An 18,224-nucleotide genomic window follows, 5' to 3' on the forward strand; every position below is an offset into this window, starting at 1 on the left:
CAAAGTGAGCGACTTTTATCATTATAACTTAGTTATATTGCTTTAATTTTAAAGATTCGCGATATTTTTTAAGCTGAGACTCGTAGTCAGATGGGATATCCTGCCCCTGCCGTGTTGATCTGCCAGTAGAAGAACCGCCCTTATCATGAACTTTAACGGCGATAGTGATAGCGCCAGTCAGCAAGACTACAACAGAAACTGCAATGAGTACCAAAGACATAATCTTTGATTTGTTTCGGCCCTGAATGATCTGATAAATAAAGTAGCTAGTCGCAACCACTACTGCAAGAGCCAGCGCATAAGGCAAGAACTCACTCAGATACAGGCTCTTGTAAACTTCTCCACCGGCTGCACCGATAAATAACAATGAGCTAATAAGGATACTCACCAAGCGTGCAATCAAATCAACAGCTGGAATAATTAAAGCAGCCAATCCGCCATAAGTCACCAATTTGTAAGCCGTGCGGTTTGTATAACCCTCACGATCTGACACCGCCTTTGATACGCGAGAAAATAGAACACAAGCTAGAATAGCTAAGACAACTGTAAACACTGACGCTGCGACAATTCCAGTTCCTGCCGTCACCATTGTTGGAGCCAAGAATCCACCGACGGTCCTTATTGCACCTGAAGTCGTATCCGACCAAAGACCAACTACACTTGTAATTACGTTAATCAATAAGAATGCTGAAACGACTGTCGAAGCCATTGCCAAAGCGTATTCTAACGTAAGAAGTTTTGCCTTACCTTTATTTGGGTCAGCATACACGTATTGCTGTGGGTATGCTGGATAGCCTACTGGCTGCTGCACCGGCATTTCTGGTTGCGCAACGGCTGATGGCTGTGGTTGTTGTTTTGTTGCCATATTACCTCCTAATCTAATAATAATTCTATTCTACATGGTCTGGCGAATTTCTGCAATCAAATCACGCAGCTCCGCCGCTTTTTCAAACTCCAAGTTAGCACTATGCAGTTCCATTTGACCAGTCAGCTCCTTGATCAGCGTCGGATATTCGTCCTTTGGAATTTTCTTCAAATCAAGCTTTGGCTTTTTGTCCGATTCTTTTTGCGGAATGATGGAACGCAGACCATCGTCAATCTTCTTCTGGATGGTTTGCGGTGTGATGCCGTGCTCTTCGTTGTATTGCTGCTGAATAGCACGCCGACGATTAGTCTCATCAATTGCTCGGCGCATACTGTCAGTTACGGTATCACCATACATCAGTACCCGCCCATCGACATGTCGCGCCGCCCGGCCAATCGTCTGAATCAGCGCCTGCTCACTACGAAGGAAGCCCTCTTTATCAGCATCCATAATCGCCACCAGACTGACTTCTGGTAGGTCCAACCCCTCGCGTAGCAAATTGATACCAACTAACACGTCATACGTTCCCAGCCGCAAATCTTTGAGAATATCACCGCGCTCTAATGTGTCAATCTCACTGTGTAGATACGCCGTTTTCACGCCATTGTCGGTCAAGTAGGCGCTTAAGTCCTCAGCCATACGCTTGGTCAAGGTGGTTACCAATACGCGGTGGCCGTTGGCGATGGTCTGGCGAATCTCCTCCATTAAATCATCAACCTGCCCCTCAGTTGGCCACACCTCAATCGGCGGATCAAGCAGCCCCGTCGGCCGAATCAACTGTTCAGCCGGCTTTGGCGAATGAGCAATTTCATAGTCACCTGGCGTAGCGGAAACATAAATCGCCTGGTGAATATGCTGATCAAATTCATCAAACCTCAGCGGACGGTTATCCAGCGCACTCGGCAAACGAAAACCATGCTCCACCAACACTTCCTTGCGCGCCCGGTCGCCGTTATACATACCGCGCACTTGCGGCAAGGTCATGTGCGACTCATCGACTAGCAGCAGCCAATCGTCCGGAAAATAATCAATCAACGTCGCTGGCTGCTCGCCCGGCTCGCGGTCGGTCAAATAGCGCGAATAGTTCTCAATGCCTTTGACAAAGCCAGTTTCTTTCAGCATCTCCAGGTCGTATTTGGTGCGCTGAGCTAGGCGCTGCGCCTCGAGTAACTTATCGTGCGATTCAAACCATTTCAGCCGCTCGTCAAACTCCTTTTCGATGCCGATGATGGCTTTTTCAATTCGTTCGCGCGGCGTTGAATAGTGGCTGGACGGAAAAATCGTCAGGCTAGCTGGCTGATCCAAAATCTCGCCCGTTAGCGGATCAATTCGCGTTAGTCTCTCGACCTCATCGCCAAAAAATTCCACCCGCACCGCCGTATCCTGCCCGGCCGGGAAAATATCTACCACGTCGCCGCGCACCCGAAACGTACCGCGTGCAAAATCAACATCGTTTCGCTTATATTGAATATCAGTTAGCAGGCGGATGAACTTGTCCTGAACCCGCCGCTCGCCGACCGTCAATTGAATCGCCATATCAGCATACGTTTCCGGCGAACCGATGCCGTAAATACAGCTGACACTCGCCACGATAATCACATCGCGCCGCGTTAGCAGTGCCGAGGTGGCAGCATGTCGCAGTCGATCAATCTCATCATTAATCTTCGAATCTTTCTCAATGTACGTATCACTACTGGCGATATAAGCTTCCGGCTGGTAATAATCAAAATAGCTGACAAAATAATGCACCTCATTATCCGGAAAAAATTCCTTAAACTCAGAAAACAGCTGCGCCGCCAAAGTCTTATTATGCGCTAGTACCAGCGTCGGCACGTTCCGTCGGGCAATAATATTCGCCATAGTAAACGTCTTACCAGAACCCGTCACGCCCAGCAAAGTTTGCTCGCGCTCGCCCCGCTCCAGCCCTGTCACCAATTGAGCAATCGCCGTCGGCTGGTCGCCAGTCGGCTGGTAGGAAGAAGAGAGGCGAAATTTATTCACCTCTCTATTCTACTATATTTATAAAAACTAGTCTTGCTCGTAAGTCTGAGGCGTGCCAGAAACTTCACACTTGCCATCGACCAGCCGACTCGGAACTAGCGCAGCTTTTAGATCTGAGCATGGCATATAACTCTGTTGTGTGCCAGCGACTATGCCAATTTCACCCGTGCCATTTTTTGGTCCAATTATCGTATAGGCATTTGCCAGACCATAAACTGCCGCATATTTTCCGTATGCGCGGTCAATGACTGGCTCATATGTGTAGCCTTCACGCTCTGGAATTGGCTGACCAACTTTAGATTTCAAGAACTTCTTTAGAGAATCGTCGATATCCAATTTGTCAACATCACTTACTGAAGTTAGCTTAGTGCCAGTACCGTCTCTCCCAGTGCGAAAATCTTTATATTTTTTCTTTGTGTCGTCCGACGGCTTCGTACCTTCTTCTCTGGTTTTATCTGATAGTCTAGACGAATCTTTCTTTGTCTCGCTAGTTTTTACAGAAGAGTCAGTACCCTTATCCTTATTCAGTGCTCCTACAATAATCCAAGTTACCAGACCAATAATAACTAACCCCATAACAATCACCGTCGCAATCAACCATTTATTAGCCGTTGGTTTATTATCCATATTTAACCCTCCATTTAAATTGTGGTTTTGATTTTATACTGCCACCTGCCTACTGTCAATTCATTGCAGCCACAACCATTTTATGATATAGTAATAAAGTTAAAAATTAGAATAAAAAGGATAATAATGACTCCGAAAAATGTTTGTATTCCGCGCGAACTGCAGCTCCAAGCAGCCATGTTTCGTCTGGGCAATGTCGATGAAGAAATCCATGCCGGCTATGAAATTCTCCAAAAATATCATAAAACAGTAACCTTTTTTGGCTCAGCCAGAATAAGCGAAGATAACGGATATTACCAGAAAGCCAAAGAATTGGCCTTTCAATTGGCAAAAGATGGCTACACAATTATTACCGGTGGCGGCGGCGGAATCATGGAAGCAGCAAACCGCGGCGCCATAGAAGCTGGCGGACAATCAATTGGCTTTAATATCCGCCTACCACACGAACAATCGCTCAACAAATACACCACCGACTCTTTCGCCTTTACTCACTTTGCGCCGCGTAAAATTGTTATGACTCTGCTGGCGGATGCTTACGTCTGTTTTCCGGGCGGCTTTGGGACGATGGATGAAATCTGCGAGATTATTACATTAACTCAAACTAAAAAAATGACTCCCGTGCCAATTGTTCTGTTCGATAAAAAATTCTGGCACAAGTGGGATGAATTTGTCCATGAAAGCATACTTCCGAATAAGCTCATTTCTGATGGCGATGAGAAAATTTATACAATCACCGAAGACATCACAGAGGTAGTTGATCTTATTAAGAGTCAGCAAACTTGCTGCGACCGTTAGTCTATTTCTTAGATTTTGGCTCAATCCAGCAGATTCCGCCCTGACAAACCACTCGCTCAACCGCAGGATTATGCGTGTGCGGGTGGTTTTTATAGCGACGGGTAATTTCAAATCCCAAGCCCCGCTTACCGTGAGTCGTCTGTTGCCTACCCAGAGGCAATTGATAATGATAATTATTCACAACGTCAATCGGGTTAAACGATATCACTTGACCGTCAACATCCAGAAGCACCCACTCAGAAGCTTTAAATGGCGCCCACTTATCTATTTTTGGTGCAATAGCCATGAGCGACTGATAAATTTCCTCAGCTGTTGCATTTGTCGGGTCAAGTCCCAAAGAACGAATAATCGAGTGCGCCCTAGCCAGTATTTCCGCAATCAATCGCACATCACTGTCATCCCTAGTCATCTGCCTAAGCTCAGTCAAGGCACGACGTTTCTTAGCGTCATCTCCTAATAATTTTCCTAGATTTTGCGCCATTATAGTTCCCTTTCTTGAATTGGCATAGTATGAAGTGGTGTACCAGAATATAAAATACCAGCTTTCGCCCCAATTTTCATGACAACCGAGCTAGCATTTGCACTACCCATTATTACAGAATTTTTCAAATTACCGCTCCTCGCCCATTCACTCAAAAAACCAGACGCAAAGGCATCACCAGCGCCCGTTCTGTCAATTGAAGGGCTGTCGTCGTACATTAAGGCTCGCACAATAGTCTTTCCGTCACTTGCCATGGAACCATTTACGCCGTCCGTCACTAGAACAACTGGTACCAAATTTAATCCACGGCGCACCAAAGTCTCCAAATCGTCGCCGGACACCAATTGTTGCATTTCCTCTTTATTAAGCGTCAAGACGTCAACATCAGACAAAAGTCCCAGCAATTTATCCTTTTGTGCCAATTCTTTCTTGCCAGGATTAAAACAAATTTTCATATCGCGACGTTTGGCCTGGTGAAATAATTTATGAAGCATCGGCATATTACCGGCCAGCGTCGAAACATACAACCAGTCTGCATCTTCATCAGATAAATCAAAGTCCGCCTCGTGATAATGAGTTGAGGCTCCGCGGTATGTTAGAATTGTCCTTTCGCCATTTGAAGCCAGGAGCAAGACAGAGTATCCCGTGCTGTACTTTGGGGAATATCGTACTAAATGCGTATCAATATTTTCCTTATCCAAATCAGCCAAAACAGCCTGACCAGCTGGATCATGACCGATCGCTCCCATAAAGCTAACATAATGACCCTGCCTGGCGAAAGTTACCGCTGCATTTGTAGCGCCACCACCGGTCGCAAAGTGGATTTGATTAACGTCGGCCTTTGCACCCAAATCCAGTCGCGCAAAACAATGCTCTGGACTTTCACACACTGGCGTTAATGCGTCCGATTGACTCAAAAAAACGTCCTGGATAGCGGCACCGACGGTAATAATTTTTGCCATTACACCACCGCCTTTCCTGCGGAATTAAACGCCTTAATCTTTGACTCTACAACTTCTTGGACAGCCGCGTAGACTGGAGGCATCAGCTTAACGATGGCATATTCATGTGGATTTTCACGCAAGGTTTTTTCCAGTGTGGTGCGGAAAGCGTAGCGCATATCGGAGTTGATGTTGATTTTGGAAACGCCAATTTTTGCCGCATCTTCAAAGTAGTGCAGCGGCGTACCTGACCCACCATGAAGCGAAATCTGGCAGTACAGCGCCTGGCGAATGCGTGCTAATAATTCCAAATCTAACACTTTCGGTACTGGATATTTACCGTGCAGGTTACCCACTGCCGCCGCAAAGGTATCAATCCCCGTCGCCTCGACAAATGCCCGCGCACCGTCTGGCGTGGAAAAAGTTTTCTTGATTTCTTCATAGTCAATGGCTTCGGTATGAACATTAGAGCTGCCACCAAAATAGTGTGGCTCGGACTCTACCAAGGCGCCAGTAAACTTGGCGTACTCGACGACCTCGCGGGTTTTAGCGATGATTTCCTCGTCGGAAGCATCGTGATTTGCCTGGGAAATGTCGATGTGCACAAACTCATACCCCGCGTCAATGGCTCGTTTACAGCCCTCGACTGTCGGACCGTGATCCAAGTTCAAATACATCTCGATGTCATATTCAGCCTTGTAGTTATCCACCAAGTCACGGACGTTCTCCAAGCCCATGGCTTTCACTTCGGCGTCTGACACCTCGACCAACACCGGAGACTGGAGTTTTTGCGCCGCACGTGCCACGGCTATTAGCGTTTCTTGGTTGTCAATATTAAACGCCCCGACCGCAAAATGCTGCGCCCGTGTCCGCTGCATCAAATGACGCGCTCGCGTCGTGTTTTGCCGAATCTCTGAAATCGATAGTCCCATACTGCCCCCCTAAAATACTTATGCTAATTATATCAGTTAGCGAGCGCTGTGCCAAGATACTTTGAATATTTCCAAAATAGCATATATTGATTTTTAATGGAATATACGGTATATTACATGTCAGCTTTTGCTCAAGGCCTGTCTAAGGGCAAAAGAGCCCTTTAACCTTGAGTGCTCACCGAAAGGAGGGGCGATGAGCCCTGTCGTGAAGATAGCCAAACTCGCATTTAACGGGTTTATCGTATTTGTCCTAGCAGCATGCATAGCATGGTGGGCGATTGTCGGCGGGCTGTCTGAGGCCTACGGGCCGATCGCAGGACTAACGTTCGCGTTTGTAAGCATAGCAACTCCCGTACTTATCTACGGGATGAAACGTCACAACCACCACGAAGGGTACTACCCCGAGTGCGACTGCAACTGTTGCCGCGAACGCAAGTGACGCACACCCGTCAGGACTACTGCTTTGAGGTCTTTAATTAGATCTTGGTAGTAGCTCCTGGCGGGTTTTTCACTGGAGAAAATCAACAACACTGTGAGTAATTGAATCAACGTCCAAGCCATGCTTTTTCCATAATTCAGACATTTTGCCCGACTCTCCAAACGTGTCATTGACACCAATTCGCTTCATCTTCACCGGCAAATTCTCACTAAGAACTTCCGCCACGCTCGAACCAAATCCGCCAGTAATCTGCCCCTCTTCCGCCGTAATAACAGCTTGACATTTTTGAGCCGCGTTAAGTACGGCCTCTTCATCCAATGGTTTAATTGTCGGGAAATGAATGACCTCCGCCTGAATATCATATTCTTTCGCCAATTTTTCTGCCGCTAATAACAGTTGATATGTCATCACGCCCGTTCCCAATAGCGCGACATCTTTACCTCGCCTCAGTACATAACTTTTTCCGATCTCAAAAGTAGATTGATTTAAGAACAACGGCGTTTTTTCCCGAGGCAATCTCACGTAATTCGGGCGCTTATCGCCAGCCATTGCGCCCGCCATCAGCCTGGCTTCATTAGCATCGCCTGGCGCCAACACCACCATGTTTGGCAAACTGCGCATCAAAGCAATATCTTCCAACATCTGATGCGTCGCACCGTCCGCGCCAACGTTCAACCCAGCATGCGAGCCAACCAACTTGACTGGCTGATTATTCAAACAAATAGTCGTCCGAATCTGTTCCCAATTCCGCCCCGGACTAAACGCCGCGTAACTGGCTGCAAATGGAATATTACCCATGGCAGCTAACCCAGACGCCACTGTCACCAAATTCTGCTCCGCCACACCAACTTCAATCGCCCTAGGACTACCAATTTCCTTAGCAAATTCACCAAAGCCGACGCTTTCCATCAAATCCGCACTCAGCGCCACCACTAGATTATTCTTCTTAGCGACGTCTGTTAATCCTTCGCCAAAACCAATGCGAATAGCTGCAGTCTCTGATTGCCGCCAATCTTCTCTCAGAAAACTCACTTGACATCTCCTTTTTCACCTAGCTGAATAAGCGCACGCCTGGCCTCCTCGGCATTCGGGGCTCTTCCGTGCCACTGGTAATCATATTCCATAAAATCAACACCAAATCCAGGAATTGTATGTGCAATGATCACATTCGGCTGATGGGAAGTTTTTGCCACGTCAATCGCTTTTACAATTGCCTCGTAATCATGTCCGTCGACTTCCTGCGTAAACCAGCCAAAACTCCGCCACTTGTCCGCCAAATTTCCTAGCGGCATAACTTTTTCCGTATCGCCACCAATCTGAATATTATTCCTATCAATAATCGCAATTATATTTGACAACTCATATTTCGCGGCAAACATCGCCGCCTCCCAAATATTACCCTCATTAAGCTCGCCATCGCCCAAACTACAATAAACGAACCGCTGGGGATTACCACCTAAATATTTCAATGAATAAGCCATACCGGCCGCTTGACTTAAGCCGCAACCCAAAGGACCGCTCGTCGTTTCAATACCAGGCAGGCTACCACGTTCTGGATGACCCTGAAGTTTAGAGCCAAATTTCCTTAAATTAACTAATTCTTTTTTATCAAAAAACCCTCGCTCCGCCAAAGTGGCGTACAGAAGCGGCGCATAATGGCCGTTACTCATCACAAAAATATCTCGATCTTGCCAATCAGGATTTTCAGGATCTAGACGCATGGCGTAAAAATAAAGAACCGCCATGACATCCGCAAAACCCAGACATCCAGCCGCATGTCCAGAGCCAGCTGTCACTAATTCATGAATAATCGACTGACGCAAGGTTTGGGATATTTCTCTCAATTCGTTTAGTTGATCGTCAGACATTAAAGCACACTCGTCTTGTTAATTTCCTGCTGGAGTTTGGAAAAAATTGCGTGTGGATCTGATGATTTTTGAATAACGCCGCCAGCATTTAAGACATTAACACCACCCTGCACCAGGCTATATGCATTATCCACTAAAACGCCGCCATCCCAACCAATTTCCACGTTAGGATTAATGGCTTTAATGAGTCGAATTTTTTCCAACTGCATCAAACTGGCAGTCCCGCCAAATCTACCCAACTCGCCACTAAAAATCATCACATGGTCAGCGAGTTTTATAAATTCTTCGACAGTCCGCGGCACCGTTGGCTTTAATAACGCTAGGCCAGCCATGATACCAGCCTGACGAATCTGCATAAGCGCCATTTTTACATCGCCCGTGGCTTCCGCGTGGACTATAATCATATGTGGTCTTAGGGCAATCAACTTCGGTATATATTCCTCCAGATTGTTGACCATAGCATGAATATCGATAGTCCAACCCTCGGGTGCCCATAATTCCTGAATACCGACCGTCAACGTCGGCGCAAATTCACCATCAGAAATATCAATATGTACCCGCTCAACAAAACCAGTTATCCTATCAACTTGCTCTTTATACTGAGCAGCGTTTTCTGCCAAAATAGCCGGGGCAATTACAGCGCTCATGACAATTCATCCAACTGCGCATTGCGCCGATTAAAGCGTGGAGCATTGGCGTACGGAGTATTCAACCACGTTTCTACAATACCCTTCCAAGCTGATTCATCGTCTTCCAAAATTCGCGCCGGCAAACACAATACATTCGAGTCATTATCATGACGCGTCATCTTTGCCTCGAAAGCATCCCAAATCACGCTGGCACGAATTCCTTTGAATCGGTTGGCCGCCATACACATTCCTTGACCGCCGCCACAGATTAAGATAGCTCGCGGATCTTTACTATCATCGCCAATAATTTTCAATACTGCCGCCTGAGCGAATTGCGGAAAATCATCGTCAGGGTTTAATTCTACGCCACCAACATCTTGTACGTCATAGCCATTTTTAACCAAATACGCAAAAACTTTTTCCTTCAACATAAAGCCGCGGTGGTCAGATCCGAGGTAGATTTTCATGATTTTAGTATAAGCGTTTTCGGTGATTTTTGCAAGAGAAAGTCGGAGATTACTCCAGGGGTGAAGCATGCCTATTTGACAAAAAGTATTGACATTTTATAACTGGTATGATATAAATAGATTAACTTTTGTTCAAAGTTTTGTCTTAGGGCGGAAGTCGCCCTTTAGCTTTGAGTATCTTCCTGAAAGGAAGTGAAGAGATGAAGGTAAAGTTCACTCTCAGCAATGGCCAGTCATTCGCCACGAAAATCACATACGGCTTCAAGGACACTAGGGATCTAGTAGAAAATCTGTCTAGAATGCTAGGAGAAGCCACAGACAAATCTGTCGTGGAACTCGAAACAGAAGACGGGATGTTTCTTGGTCAGGCCGACCGACATTGTGTCGGTCGAAATCCGGAGCTAAAGTGTCTCGCGCCAGCAGAAGGCGCGCTAAGATAAATATTCTGTAAAACCGCCGGAAATACCGACGTCCCCGCACTATCACAGTGCGGGGTTATTCCTTTTCTGGATTCTGGAGCAAACTATTCGCTCTGGTTGAGATAATGTCCGACATCCGCCACCAGTTCAACCAGCCGGTTCGAATAACCCCATTCATTGTCATACCAAACCATGACTTTGATCAAATTACCACCAACAACCTTCGTCAGCGGCAAGTCAACAACCCCAGAGTGCGAATTGCCGATGAAGTCGCGGCTAACTAAAGGTTCCTCAGAAACGCCCAGAATACCCTGGTAAAAGTTACTTTGCGCGGCTTTTTTGAAGGCTTCATTTACCTGCTCAACCGTTACATCGCGTCGGAGCAGTACCGTCACATCACTGAGCGACACCACTGGCGTTGGGACACGAACACTGAGACCATCGAATCTACCAGTCAACTGCGGCAGGGTTTTCGTCACAGCAATGGCTGCACCCGTTGTTGTTGGCACCATATTCTCAGCAGCATTACGACCTTCACGTAAATCCTTGGATGGCGCGTCTTGCAATCTTTGGCTAGCGGTGTAGCTATGCACTGTCGTCAACATTGATTTTTCCACGCCAAACTCTGCGTCCAGAACCGCCATCACCGCGCCCAGACTGTTGGTGGTACAGCTGGCGTTAGATACAATTGGCGTTGCGTCCTTGATTTTACTATCATTAGTACCTAGCACAATCGTATCAACGCCGTCAGACTTGGTTGGACCGCTGATAACCACGCGCTTGGCACCGGCAGTCAAGTGCTTACCTGCGCCGTCTTTATCAGTGAAGAATCCGGTAGATTCAATCACCACGTCAATATTCATATCGCCCCACGGCAAGTTTGCTGGATCTTTCTCTGCTAGGACTTTAACGGATTGACCTTCAATAATCAGCTCATTTTCCGTAAAATCAACCTGCCGACTATACTCACCATAATTGCTGTCATGCTTGAGCAGGTACGCCAGAGTCTTCGTGTCCGTCAAATCATTAATCGCCACAATCTCTAAATCACTCCGCTCGCGAGCAATCTTAAAAGCGTTACGCCCAATCCTTCCAAAACCATTAATTGCTATTCTTGTTACTGACATATGCCCTCCCCGTTAGATATTTCGCTTTAGCTTTTCTTAATTATACTACAAAGTTGTATAATAAATATATGACGCGCGAAGAACTGCTATCAGTAGCCGAGCAAAAGTACGACGAAGTGCCAGTGTTGGTCTTGGCAAGCGCGGTTGACTATGCGACAGAAAAACACGCTGGACAAAAACGCAAAAGCGGTGAGCCATATATCAATCACCCCCTGGCAGTGGCCGAGATTTTGATTGAGTGGGGCATGGACATCGACACGGTGGTGGCGGGTGTGCTACATGACACGGTCGAGGACACCGACGCGACGCTGGATGAACTGGAGAGTTTATTTGGACGCGACGTGGCGTTTTTGGTGGATGGCGTGACTAAGGTTTCGCAGGCACGTGCTGGCATGCGTAGTCTGGACAGCTATTTGCCACACACCAAGGACAATTTAACTAAATTGATGATCGCAGTCGGTGAAGACGTGCGGGTGATTATCATTAAACTAGCAGATCGCTTGCACAATATGCGGACGCTGCAGTTTATGTCGCCGGAGAAACAGAAGAAAATTGCTCGCGAGACGATCGAGGTGTTTGCACCGCTGGCGGACCGATTGAATATGGGGCGGGTACGCGTGCAGCTGGAAGAATTGAGCTTCAAATATTTGATGCCAAAAGATTTTCACCGCACCAAGAGTTTGATGGACAGCCGATTGAAAAAATCGCAGCGAAAACTGGATCGTGTTCGCCGTGAAGTTGAGGCGCGACTAAAGGAAGAAAAGCTGGTTTTCCAGATGGACGGCCGCGTAAAAAGCGTCTACAGCCTGTTTAAAAAGCTCGATAAGGTCGGCGATATTGATAAGATTTATGATTTGATCGCCCTGCGAGTCATTGTCGATGATTTGTCGACAGGCTATTTGGTATTAGGAATTCTACACGATATGTATCAGCCGATGTACGAGCGAATCAAAGATTATGTCGCCAATCCCAAGCCAAATGGCTACCAAAGTCTACACACCACCGTGCAAACGCCGAGTGGGCAAATTGTTGAATTTCAAATTCGCACCAAAGAAATGCACGAATACGCTGAGCGTGGTTTGGCGGCCAGCTTCCACTACAATGAGCAGAAGTTAACCGATGCGTACAAAAAAGGTCGTATGGGTGCTATGCCAGCAGATTTGTCATGGATTCGTGAGCTTCAGGAAGCGGCAGCATTGGCTGGCGAAGGCAAACGATTTGATTCTAATAAGTTCCGCATGAAATTGTTCTCAGACCGCATTTTCGTGTATTCTCCGAAAGGCGATATTTACGATTTGCCGCGCGGTGCCTTCCCGCTAGATTATGCCTACCGCATTCACTCCGACATCGCGGCACACGCCAGTGGTTTCAAAATCAATGGCGTCATGAAGCCATTTACCTATCATTTGCGGCACGGCGACACCATAGAAGTGTTGACCAATAAATCCGCCCACCCGAAGCCGGATTGGCGCGAACTGATCATAACGCCTCACGCTAAAGACAAGCTGCGTTTGCAATTGTCGCGTAGTGGTGGCATCTTGCAACAATTGACCGGCGGCGTCTCGTCACTGTTTCGGCATCGATAATCAACGGTACAATCTTGTAGGCGGAATATAAAAAACAATATCACCCTCATCTCAGGGGCCGTGACGGGCGCGAAAGCCCCGTCAGCCGAACGCCACAGGCTGACCGTAGGTCACCTGTAAAGAGTACTCTGAGTGAGGTGTGATATTGTTTTGTTGCGTCGATACTCTTACGCTTGCTCGTTCCAGCGAGTGATCGAATCGCGGATGATTTGCTTGGCGCGTTCAACATCACCAAAGCCCTTGACAACTGTCGAACCTGGCTTCTTCATATCTTTGTAGTGGTTGAAATGATGCTCAATTTGCTTGAGGAGCTGCGGCGGCAAGTCTTCCAACGAATTGATAGCATCACCAGTATTGCGGTCATCAGCTGGCACTACGATCACCTTGTCATCAACCTCATCATCATCAACAAACTCCAAAACACCAATGACCTTTGCTTCCATAAAAATACCTGTTGTCAGTGGCTGGTCGGTGATGATTAAAGCATCCAATTCGTCGCCGTCCTCGTCCAATGTCTGCGGGATGAAACCGTAGTTGGTTGGCTTGGCGAAAATTGCTGGCTCAACGCGGTCCAGCTGCATGACTGCCAGCTCACGGTTCCATTCAATCTTATGGTTTGAGCCTTGCGGGATCTCAACGACAACATTCACGATGCCGTTTTCTACGTCACCAGGTGTCAAAATTTGGTTAAAGTCTGCCATAGTTTACTCCTCTCTGGCTTTTTCTTGTAAATATTCACGAATTTGCATTGCCGCCACTGCGCCCTCGCCGACTGCCGAAGCAATTTGCATGGTTGCACCCGAACGCACGTCGCCCGAGGCAAAGACGCCTGGGATGTTAGTGTGCAAATGTTCGTCAGTGACGATGTGCCCGCCGAGATCTAGTTCAACATCTGAGTCAGCCAAGAACTGCGTGTTCGGGATGAGGCCGATAAAGACGAACAGACCGTCTGCGGTAAACTCTTTTTGCTCACCGTTTTGGGTTGATTTGACGCCGTAGAACTTGTCATCTTTGACGATAATTTCATCGGTTGTCGCACCGATATGGACGGTAATCTTGCCCTCATCGACATACTTTTGCAGCTCTTTTTGCAGGACATCGCTGGCGCGTAATTCGCTGCGCACCAGCAGATCAATGTGGCTAGCATAGCGAGTCAAAAAGATCGCTTCCTGGACTGCCGAGTTGCCGCCGCCAACGACGATCAAGCTCTTGTCGCGGTAAAACGCTCCGTCGCACGTCGCACAGTAATGCACGCCGCGGCCGTACAATTCATCTTCGCCCGACACGCCCAACTTGCGGTGATTTGAACCAGTAGCTAGGAGCACCGATTTGGCTCGCACCGGCTGGCCATCGATCGTCAATTCCAACTCGCCGTCAACTTGCTTGAGTTCCGTAACGTCGCCATACTCGATATCCGCACCGAACCGCTCAGCCTGCTGCTGCAACTCTGATGCCAGCTTCATGCCAGTTACACCCTCAGCAAATCCTGGGTAGTTGTCAATTTGGTCAGTGATGGCCGCCATGCCACCGACCACGCCGCGCTCGTACAGTGTCGTCGGCACATCTTCGCGCGATAGATAAATTGCAGCCGTGAGCGCGCTTGGACCGGCACCAACGATGATAACTTCTTTAGACATTTAACCCCCTTGACCTATAATACTGCTTGATAATTCCTGGCATTTCTGGCTGTGGAATATCTGCTGGCTTTTCGATAGCCATTACCACAAATTTCAGCGGCGAATTAGCAGGAATCTTATCGCCCTGAGCCTGATTTCCGTACGCCTTATCCGCTGGAATTGTCAATTCGCGTACACCGCCAATCTTCATACCAATCAGCCCCTCTTTCCAGCCTTGAATCACGGCAGTTTTCGCTGGACCATTCATATTAAGCGGTGCTTTTAACTTTCCATCAGCAATTGATTGATCAAAAATCTCCCCCTTAGGGTTCCAGCCAATATAATAAACCGCCAATTTAGTATCATCTTTGACTTCTGCTCCGTCACCCTCCAACAAATCTTCTTTGCCGAGTTCTTTAACACTACCAGCCTCAAACGCACCGACTCGCGAACTGAACTCAGAAAATTTACTGTAGTATTTTTGGCTCAGTTCGGCAGCCTGAGCTTCTACTTTTTTCTTATGCTCATCGTTGGCTTTAGTGTACTCATCCTGAGCCTTCTTCAATGCCGCTTGATCTTTAGCATCATTGCCCGGCTGCACCATCATGGCGATAAATCCGCCAACAGTTCCTAAAAACATCATGCCGGCAATCACCCAAATGCCTATCCTTTGGCTTTTACTTGTTGCCATAATCCTCCTTTATTTACTTCTCCAATTATATCAATTTTGGTCAAGTACAACAATCACTCGATACTAAGCTTGCACCGCACCGAGTTCGGCCGCCGCAGCAACAATCTCCTCGATTATCGGCGTGATGTCTTTGTCGGTCAGCGTACGCTCTAGGCTGGTAAACTTTATATTGAAAGTAATAGTTTTCGTCGAATTATCGTCCTCTGGCTGGTAAATTGAAATTGGCGTAATGACAATATGCAGCTCTTGGTGGCTATCTATAACATTCTTAACACGGTCATGCACCGACGCATAATTGACCTGAGCTGGCACTTTGAGCGAAATGTCACGGCTGGTCGATGGGTAACGACTGAGCGGTTGGTAATGACTACCTCGCTTGACATAAACGGCCTCTAATCCAGCTGTATCCAGGCTCGCCGCCGCTACGTACGCTGGCAACTTGAAACTCTTGATGACAGACTGCTTCAGCTCACCAACCATACCGATAAACCGCCCGTCGGTTGTCTCGACTAGCGCACTGCGCGACTGGTCAAACGGTGCCGTGACTGGGAAATTACGTTCCTGTTCAATCGGCTTAAATACCAACTCGGTACCAAGATCATGCGCCAACTGTTCAACCAAGCGACGAATTTTGTAAAATGGCGCGCCCGTGCCTGGCTTTTTGGCGGCGTAAACGATGTCGGTGAACTGGCTGGCTTCTGGCAGGCCATCTTCATCCAAGCCATGCATTTTGATATGCCCCTTGCCCATTTCAAACAAGGCAAATTCATCATGGCCAGCCTTGATGTTGGCGTGAACTTTGTCGAGCAAACTTGGTAACACCGTCAAGCGGTAATATTGCAAATCAGGGCTGAGGGCGTTTGATAATTTATACGCCTGAGCAACGTCCTGCTCGGCGTTTTTCAGGATGCGTTCGTGAATGAAACTGTAGGTCAAGACTTCATTGACACCAGCACGTGACAGACTTTGGCGAACGGCGTTTTTTAGTTCGCGACGCAGGTTTTTCGGTGTTGATTTGATGCTGCGACGCGGCAATTGACGCGGTAGTTTATCAAAGCCATACAGACGGCCGACTTCTTCGACAATATCCTCTGGTAGCTCAAGATCGGTACGCCAGAATGGCGCGATTACTTCAAATTGATAAGGTGTATTTGGCTCGGGTTCCTCATGTGCCTTAATTTCAACATTCTTCAGAATACGGCAGATTTCCTGCGGCGAAAATTCTGTGCCCAAACGTTCATTCACAAAGGTACTTTCCAACACTAAAACGCCAGTCACTGCGCCCCAATCGAAAATCGAAATGGTTTCCTTGCCGGCAGAGCCAAATGTAACTCGCGAATCGTGCTGCACGACCATCAGGCGATCGTTGCGCTTGTCAAACACTTCACTCGCCTGCACGCCGCCAACCATACTCATCAGCTGCTTCAACACGGCAGCATTTTGCAGCGGCGACTGACCCTTATTAAATCGCGTGAGTGCGTCGGTAAAAATACCGTGTCGCATAGCCGTGCGGCGCAGCGCATACATGTCAAAATTAGCACATTCGAGGACGATGTTTTTGGTCTCACCCGAAACCTCGGTGTCGGTACCGCCCATAATTCCCGCCAGGCCGATCACGCCCTCGCCATCAGCTATGACGATGTCGTCACTCGTCAACTCATATTCTTTGCCATTGAGCAAACTGACTTTCTCGCCATCACGAGCCATCCGCGCCCCGAGTGTAGACCCGCGCAATTTGTTATAATCATAGGCGTGCGTCGGTTGCGCCGTCATCAGCATGATGTAATTTGTGGCGTCAACGATGTTGTTGATCGGCTTGCCGCCCATTACCACCAGCTGGCATTGCAGCCACAGCGGACTGGGCTTGACCTCGATATCTTTAATCGCTACCGCCATGAAGCGCGGCACTAATTCTGGCACGTCGTTCGTTACTGTTAGCTCCAAACCCTCAGCACCAGTAAATTGTTGCTCTGATTTATACCACTCAGGACTGACAAACTGCTGATGAAAAATCCCAGCAATCTCGCGTGCCACGCCGAGCTGCCCGAAACAATCCGGACGGTGCGTAAACATTTTATTTTCAATGTCCAGTACGTAATCGTCCAGCCCAAACGTTTCCGCGAAACCAGCACCCGCCGTTAGCTCAACGCCCGCCGGCACGTCGCGTTCATGAATCTCAATAATTCCCTCGTGATCCGTACCAATCGCCAACTCATCAGCCGCCGCCAACATGCCCTGGCTGAGCACACCACGCAGCGGCCGCGCATCCAGTACAAACGGCTCGTCGTTATCAAAACTCGCCGGCACCGTGCTTTTTGGCGGTAGCCAAATCGCCCACATATCCGCATGCACATTCGGCGCGCCGCAGACCACCTGCACTAGACCATTGTCATCACGCGGCACATCGGCGACCGCACCGCCATCATCGATCTTGGTCACACTCAGCCGATCAGCGTCAGGATGCTTGACACATTCAACCACCCGAACGATTCGTGCACCACCATATTTGGCTTTCAGGTCGATCACTTCTTCGACGCCACCAAGCTGCTGATTGACCCGCGCCACCAACTCGTCCACTGGCGGCAATTCAAAATTAATCAATTGTTTGATAAGATTTAGGCTGACTTTCATACTAGTTACTAGTATACCATCTTATCTATAACTATTCGACTTTTGTAAAGCCAAGCCGCAGGTCGGTAATTATTGGAAATATTCTTTTGCTTTATATTTGGCAATGATA

General features: G+C 47.8%; 17 protein-coding genes. 2 read left to right on the forward strand and 15 right to left on the reverse strand.

What is annotated here, in order from left to right; genetic code table 11:
• Positions 1 to 28: 28 nt before the first annotated feature.
• From TM7x_RS02360 to TM7x_RS02370, 3 genes are read right to left on the reverse strand one after another with little or no spacing between them, the layout of a single operon-like run.
• Positions 29 to 865: a hypothetical protein gene (locus tag TM7x_RS02360; RefSeq protein ID WP_039327548.1), complete on the reverse strand. Its 837-nt coding sequence runs from the start codon at positions 863 to 865 to the stop codon at positions 29 to 31.
• Between the two features lie 30 nt (positions 866 to 895).
• The gene (gene uvrB, locus TM7x_RS02365) at positions 896 to 2,866 is read right to left on the reverse strand and encodes an excinuclease ABC subunit UvrB (RefSeq protein ID WP_039327549.1); all 1,971 of its coding nucleotides are present in this window, start codon (positions 2,864 to 2,866) and stop codon (positions 896 to 898) included.
• A 27-nt stretch (positions 2,867 to 2,893) separates the two neighbouring features.
• Positions 2,894 to 3,493 carry a hypothetical protein gene (locus TM7x_RS02370; protein WP_039327551.1) on the reverse strand — a complete coding sequence of 200 codons (600 nt, stop codon included), beginning with the start codon at positions 3,491 to 3,493 and terminating at the stop codon, positions 2,894 to 2,896.
• 126 nt (positions 3,494 to 3,619) lie between these two features.
• On the opposite strand from TM7x_RS02370, the gene TM7x_RS02375 reads away from it, so the two are divergent.
• Complete coding sequence (locus tag TM7x_RS02375) at positions 3,620 to 4,288, forward strand: LOG family protein (protein WP_039327552.1); 669 nt, start codon at positions 3,620 to 3,622, stop codon at positions 4,286 to 4,288.
• A 1-nt stretch (position 4,289) separates the two neighbouring features.
• Here TM7x_RS02375 and TM7x_RS02380 read toward each other — a convergent pair whose 3' ends face one another.
• The 8 genes from TM7x_RS02380 to gap all read right to left on the reverse strand — a co-directional run bounded on the left by TM7x_RS02380 (position 4,290) and on the right by gap (position 11,591).
• The gene (locus TM7x_RS02380; RefSeq protein WP_039327555.1) at positions 4,290 to 4,769 is read right to left on the reverse strand and encodes a hypothetical protein; all 480 of its coding nucleotides are present in this window, start codon (positions 4,767 to 4,769) and stop codon (positions 4,290 to 4,292) included.
• Entirely contained in the window at positions 4,769 to 5,731 is a 963-nt protein-coding gene (locus tag TM7x_RS02385; protein WP_039327557.1) for a carbohydrate kinase family protein, read from the reverse strand. The genes TM7x_RS02380 and TM7x_RS02385 overlap by 1 nt, the downstream gene beginning before the upstream one ends.
• Positions 5,731 to 6,642, reverse strand: a complete 912-nt coding sequence (locus TM7x_RS02390; protein WP_039327560.1) for a class II fructose-bisphosphate aldolase — start codon at positions 6,640 to 6,642, stop codon at positions 5,731 to 5,733. Before TM7x_RS02390 ends, TM7x_RS02385 begins: the two co-directional genes overlap by 1 nt.
• A 508-nt stretch (positions 6,643 to 7,150) precedes the next feature.
• Complete coding sequence (locus TM7x_RS02400) at positions 7,151 to 8,113, reverse strand: transketolase family protein (RefSeq protein ID WP_230478842.1); 963 nt, start codon at positions 8,111 to 8,113, stop codon at positions 7,151 to 7,153.
• Entirely contained in the window at positions 8,110 to 8,949 is an 840-nt protein-coding gene (locus tag TM7x_RS02405) for a transketolase (protein WP_039327564.1), read from the reverse strand. The genes TM7x_RS02400 and TM7x_RS02405 overlap by 4 nt, the downstream gene beginning before the upstream one ends.
• Positions 8,949 to 9,596: a ribulose-phosphate 3-epimerase gene (locus TM7x_RS02410; RefSeq protein ID WP_039327566.1), complete on the reverse strand. Its 648-nt coding sequence runs from the start codon at positions 9,594 to 9,596 to the stop codon at positions 8,949 to 8,951. The genes TM7x_RS02405 and TM7x_RS02410 overlap by 1 nt, the downstream gene beginning before the upstream one ends.
• Complete coding sequence (locus TM7x_RS02415; protein WP_039327568.1) at positions 9,593 to 10,045, reverse strand: RpiB/LacA/LacB family sugar-phosphate isomerase; 453 nt, start codon at positions 10,043 to 10,045, stop codon at positions 9,593 to 9,595. The genes TM7x_RS02410 and TM7x_RS02415 overlap by 4 nt, the downstream gene beginning before the upstream one ends.
• A gap of 523 nt (positions 10,046 to 10,568) precedes the next feature.
• Positions 10,569 to 11,591 (reverse strand): type I glyceraldehyde-3-phosphate dehydrogenase, encoded by a 1,023-nt coding sequence (gap, locus tag TM7x_RS02425; RefSeq protein WP_039327572.1) that lies wholly within the window; start codon positions 11,589 to 11,591, stop codon positions 10,569 to 10,571.
• 68 nt (positions 11,592 to 11,659) lie between these two features.
• Here gap and TM7x_RS02430 point away from each other — a divergent pair, with 68 nt between their 5' ends.
• On the forward strand, positions 11,660 to 13,177 hold the full coding sequence (locus TM7x_RS02430) for a RelA/SpoT family protein (protein ID WP_039327574.1): 1,518 nt from the start codon (positions 11,660 to 11,662) through the stop codon (positions 13,175 to 13,177).
• A gap of 167 nt (positions 13,178 to 13,344) precedes the next feature.
• Here TM7x_RS02430 and TM7x_RS04065 read toward each other — a convergent pair whose 3' ends face one another.
• The 4 genes from TM7x_RS04065 to pheT form a co-directional block, all read right to left on the reverse strand.
• The gene (locus TM7x_RS04065) at positions 13,345 to 13,878 is read right to left on the reverse strand and encodes an inorganic diphosphatase (RefSeq protein WP_039327576.1); all 534 of its coding nucleotides are present in this window, start codon (positions 13,876 to 13,878) and stop codon (positions 13,345 to 13,347) included.
• Between the two features lie 3 nt (positions 13,879 to 13,881).
• Complete coding sequence (locus TM7x_RS04070) at positions 13,882 to 14,814, reverse strand: NAD(P)/FAD-dependent oxidoreductase (protein ID WP_039327578.1); 933 nt, start codon at positions 14,812 to 14,814, stop codon at positions 13,882 to 13,884.
• On the reverse strand, positions 14,807 to 15,484 hold the full coding sequence (locus TM7x_RS03835) for an FKBP-type peptidyl-prolyl cis-trans isomerase (RefSeq protein ID WP_052198836.1): 678 nt from the start codon (positions 15,482 to 15,484) through the stop codon (positions 14,807 to 14,809). The genes TM7x_RS04070 and TM7x_RS03835 overlap by 8 nt, the downstream gene beginning before the upstream one ends.
• 63 nt (positions 15,485 to 15,547) lie before the next feature.
• Positions 15,548 to 18,115, reverse strand: a complete 2,568-nt coding sequence (gene pheT, locus TM7x_RS02450; protein ID WP_039327580.1) for a phenylalanine--tRNA ligase subunit beta — start codon at positions 18,113 to 18,115, stop codon at positions 15,548 to 15,550.
• Between the last annotated feature and the right edge of the window lie 109 nt (positions 18,116 to 18,224).

The organism is Candidatus Nanosynbacter lyticus, from assembly GCF_000803625.1.
GTDB classification, from domain to species: domain Bacteria; phylum Patescibacteriota; class Saccharimonadia; order Saccharimonadales; family Saccharimonadaceae; genus Nanosynbacter; species Nanosynbacter lyticus.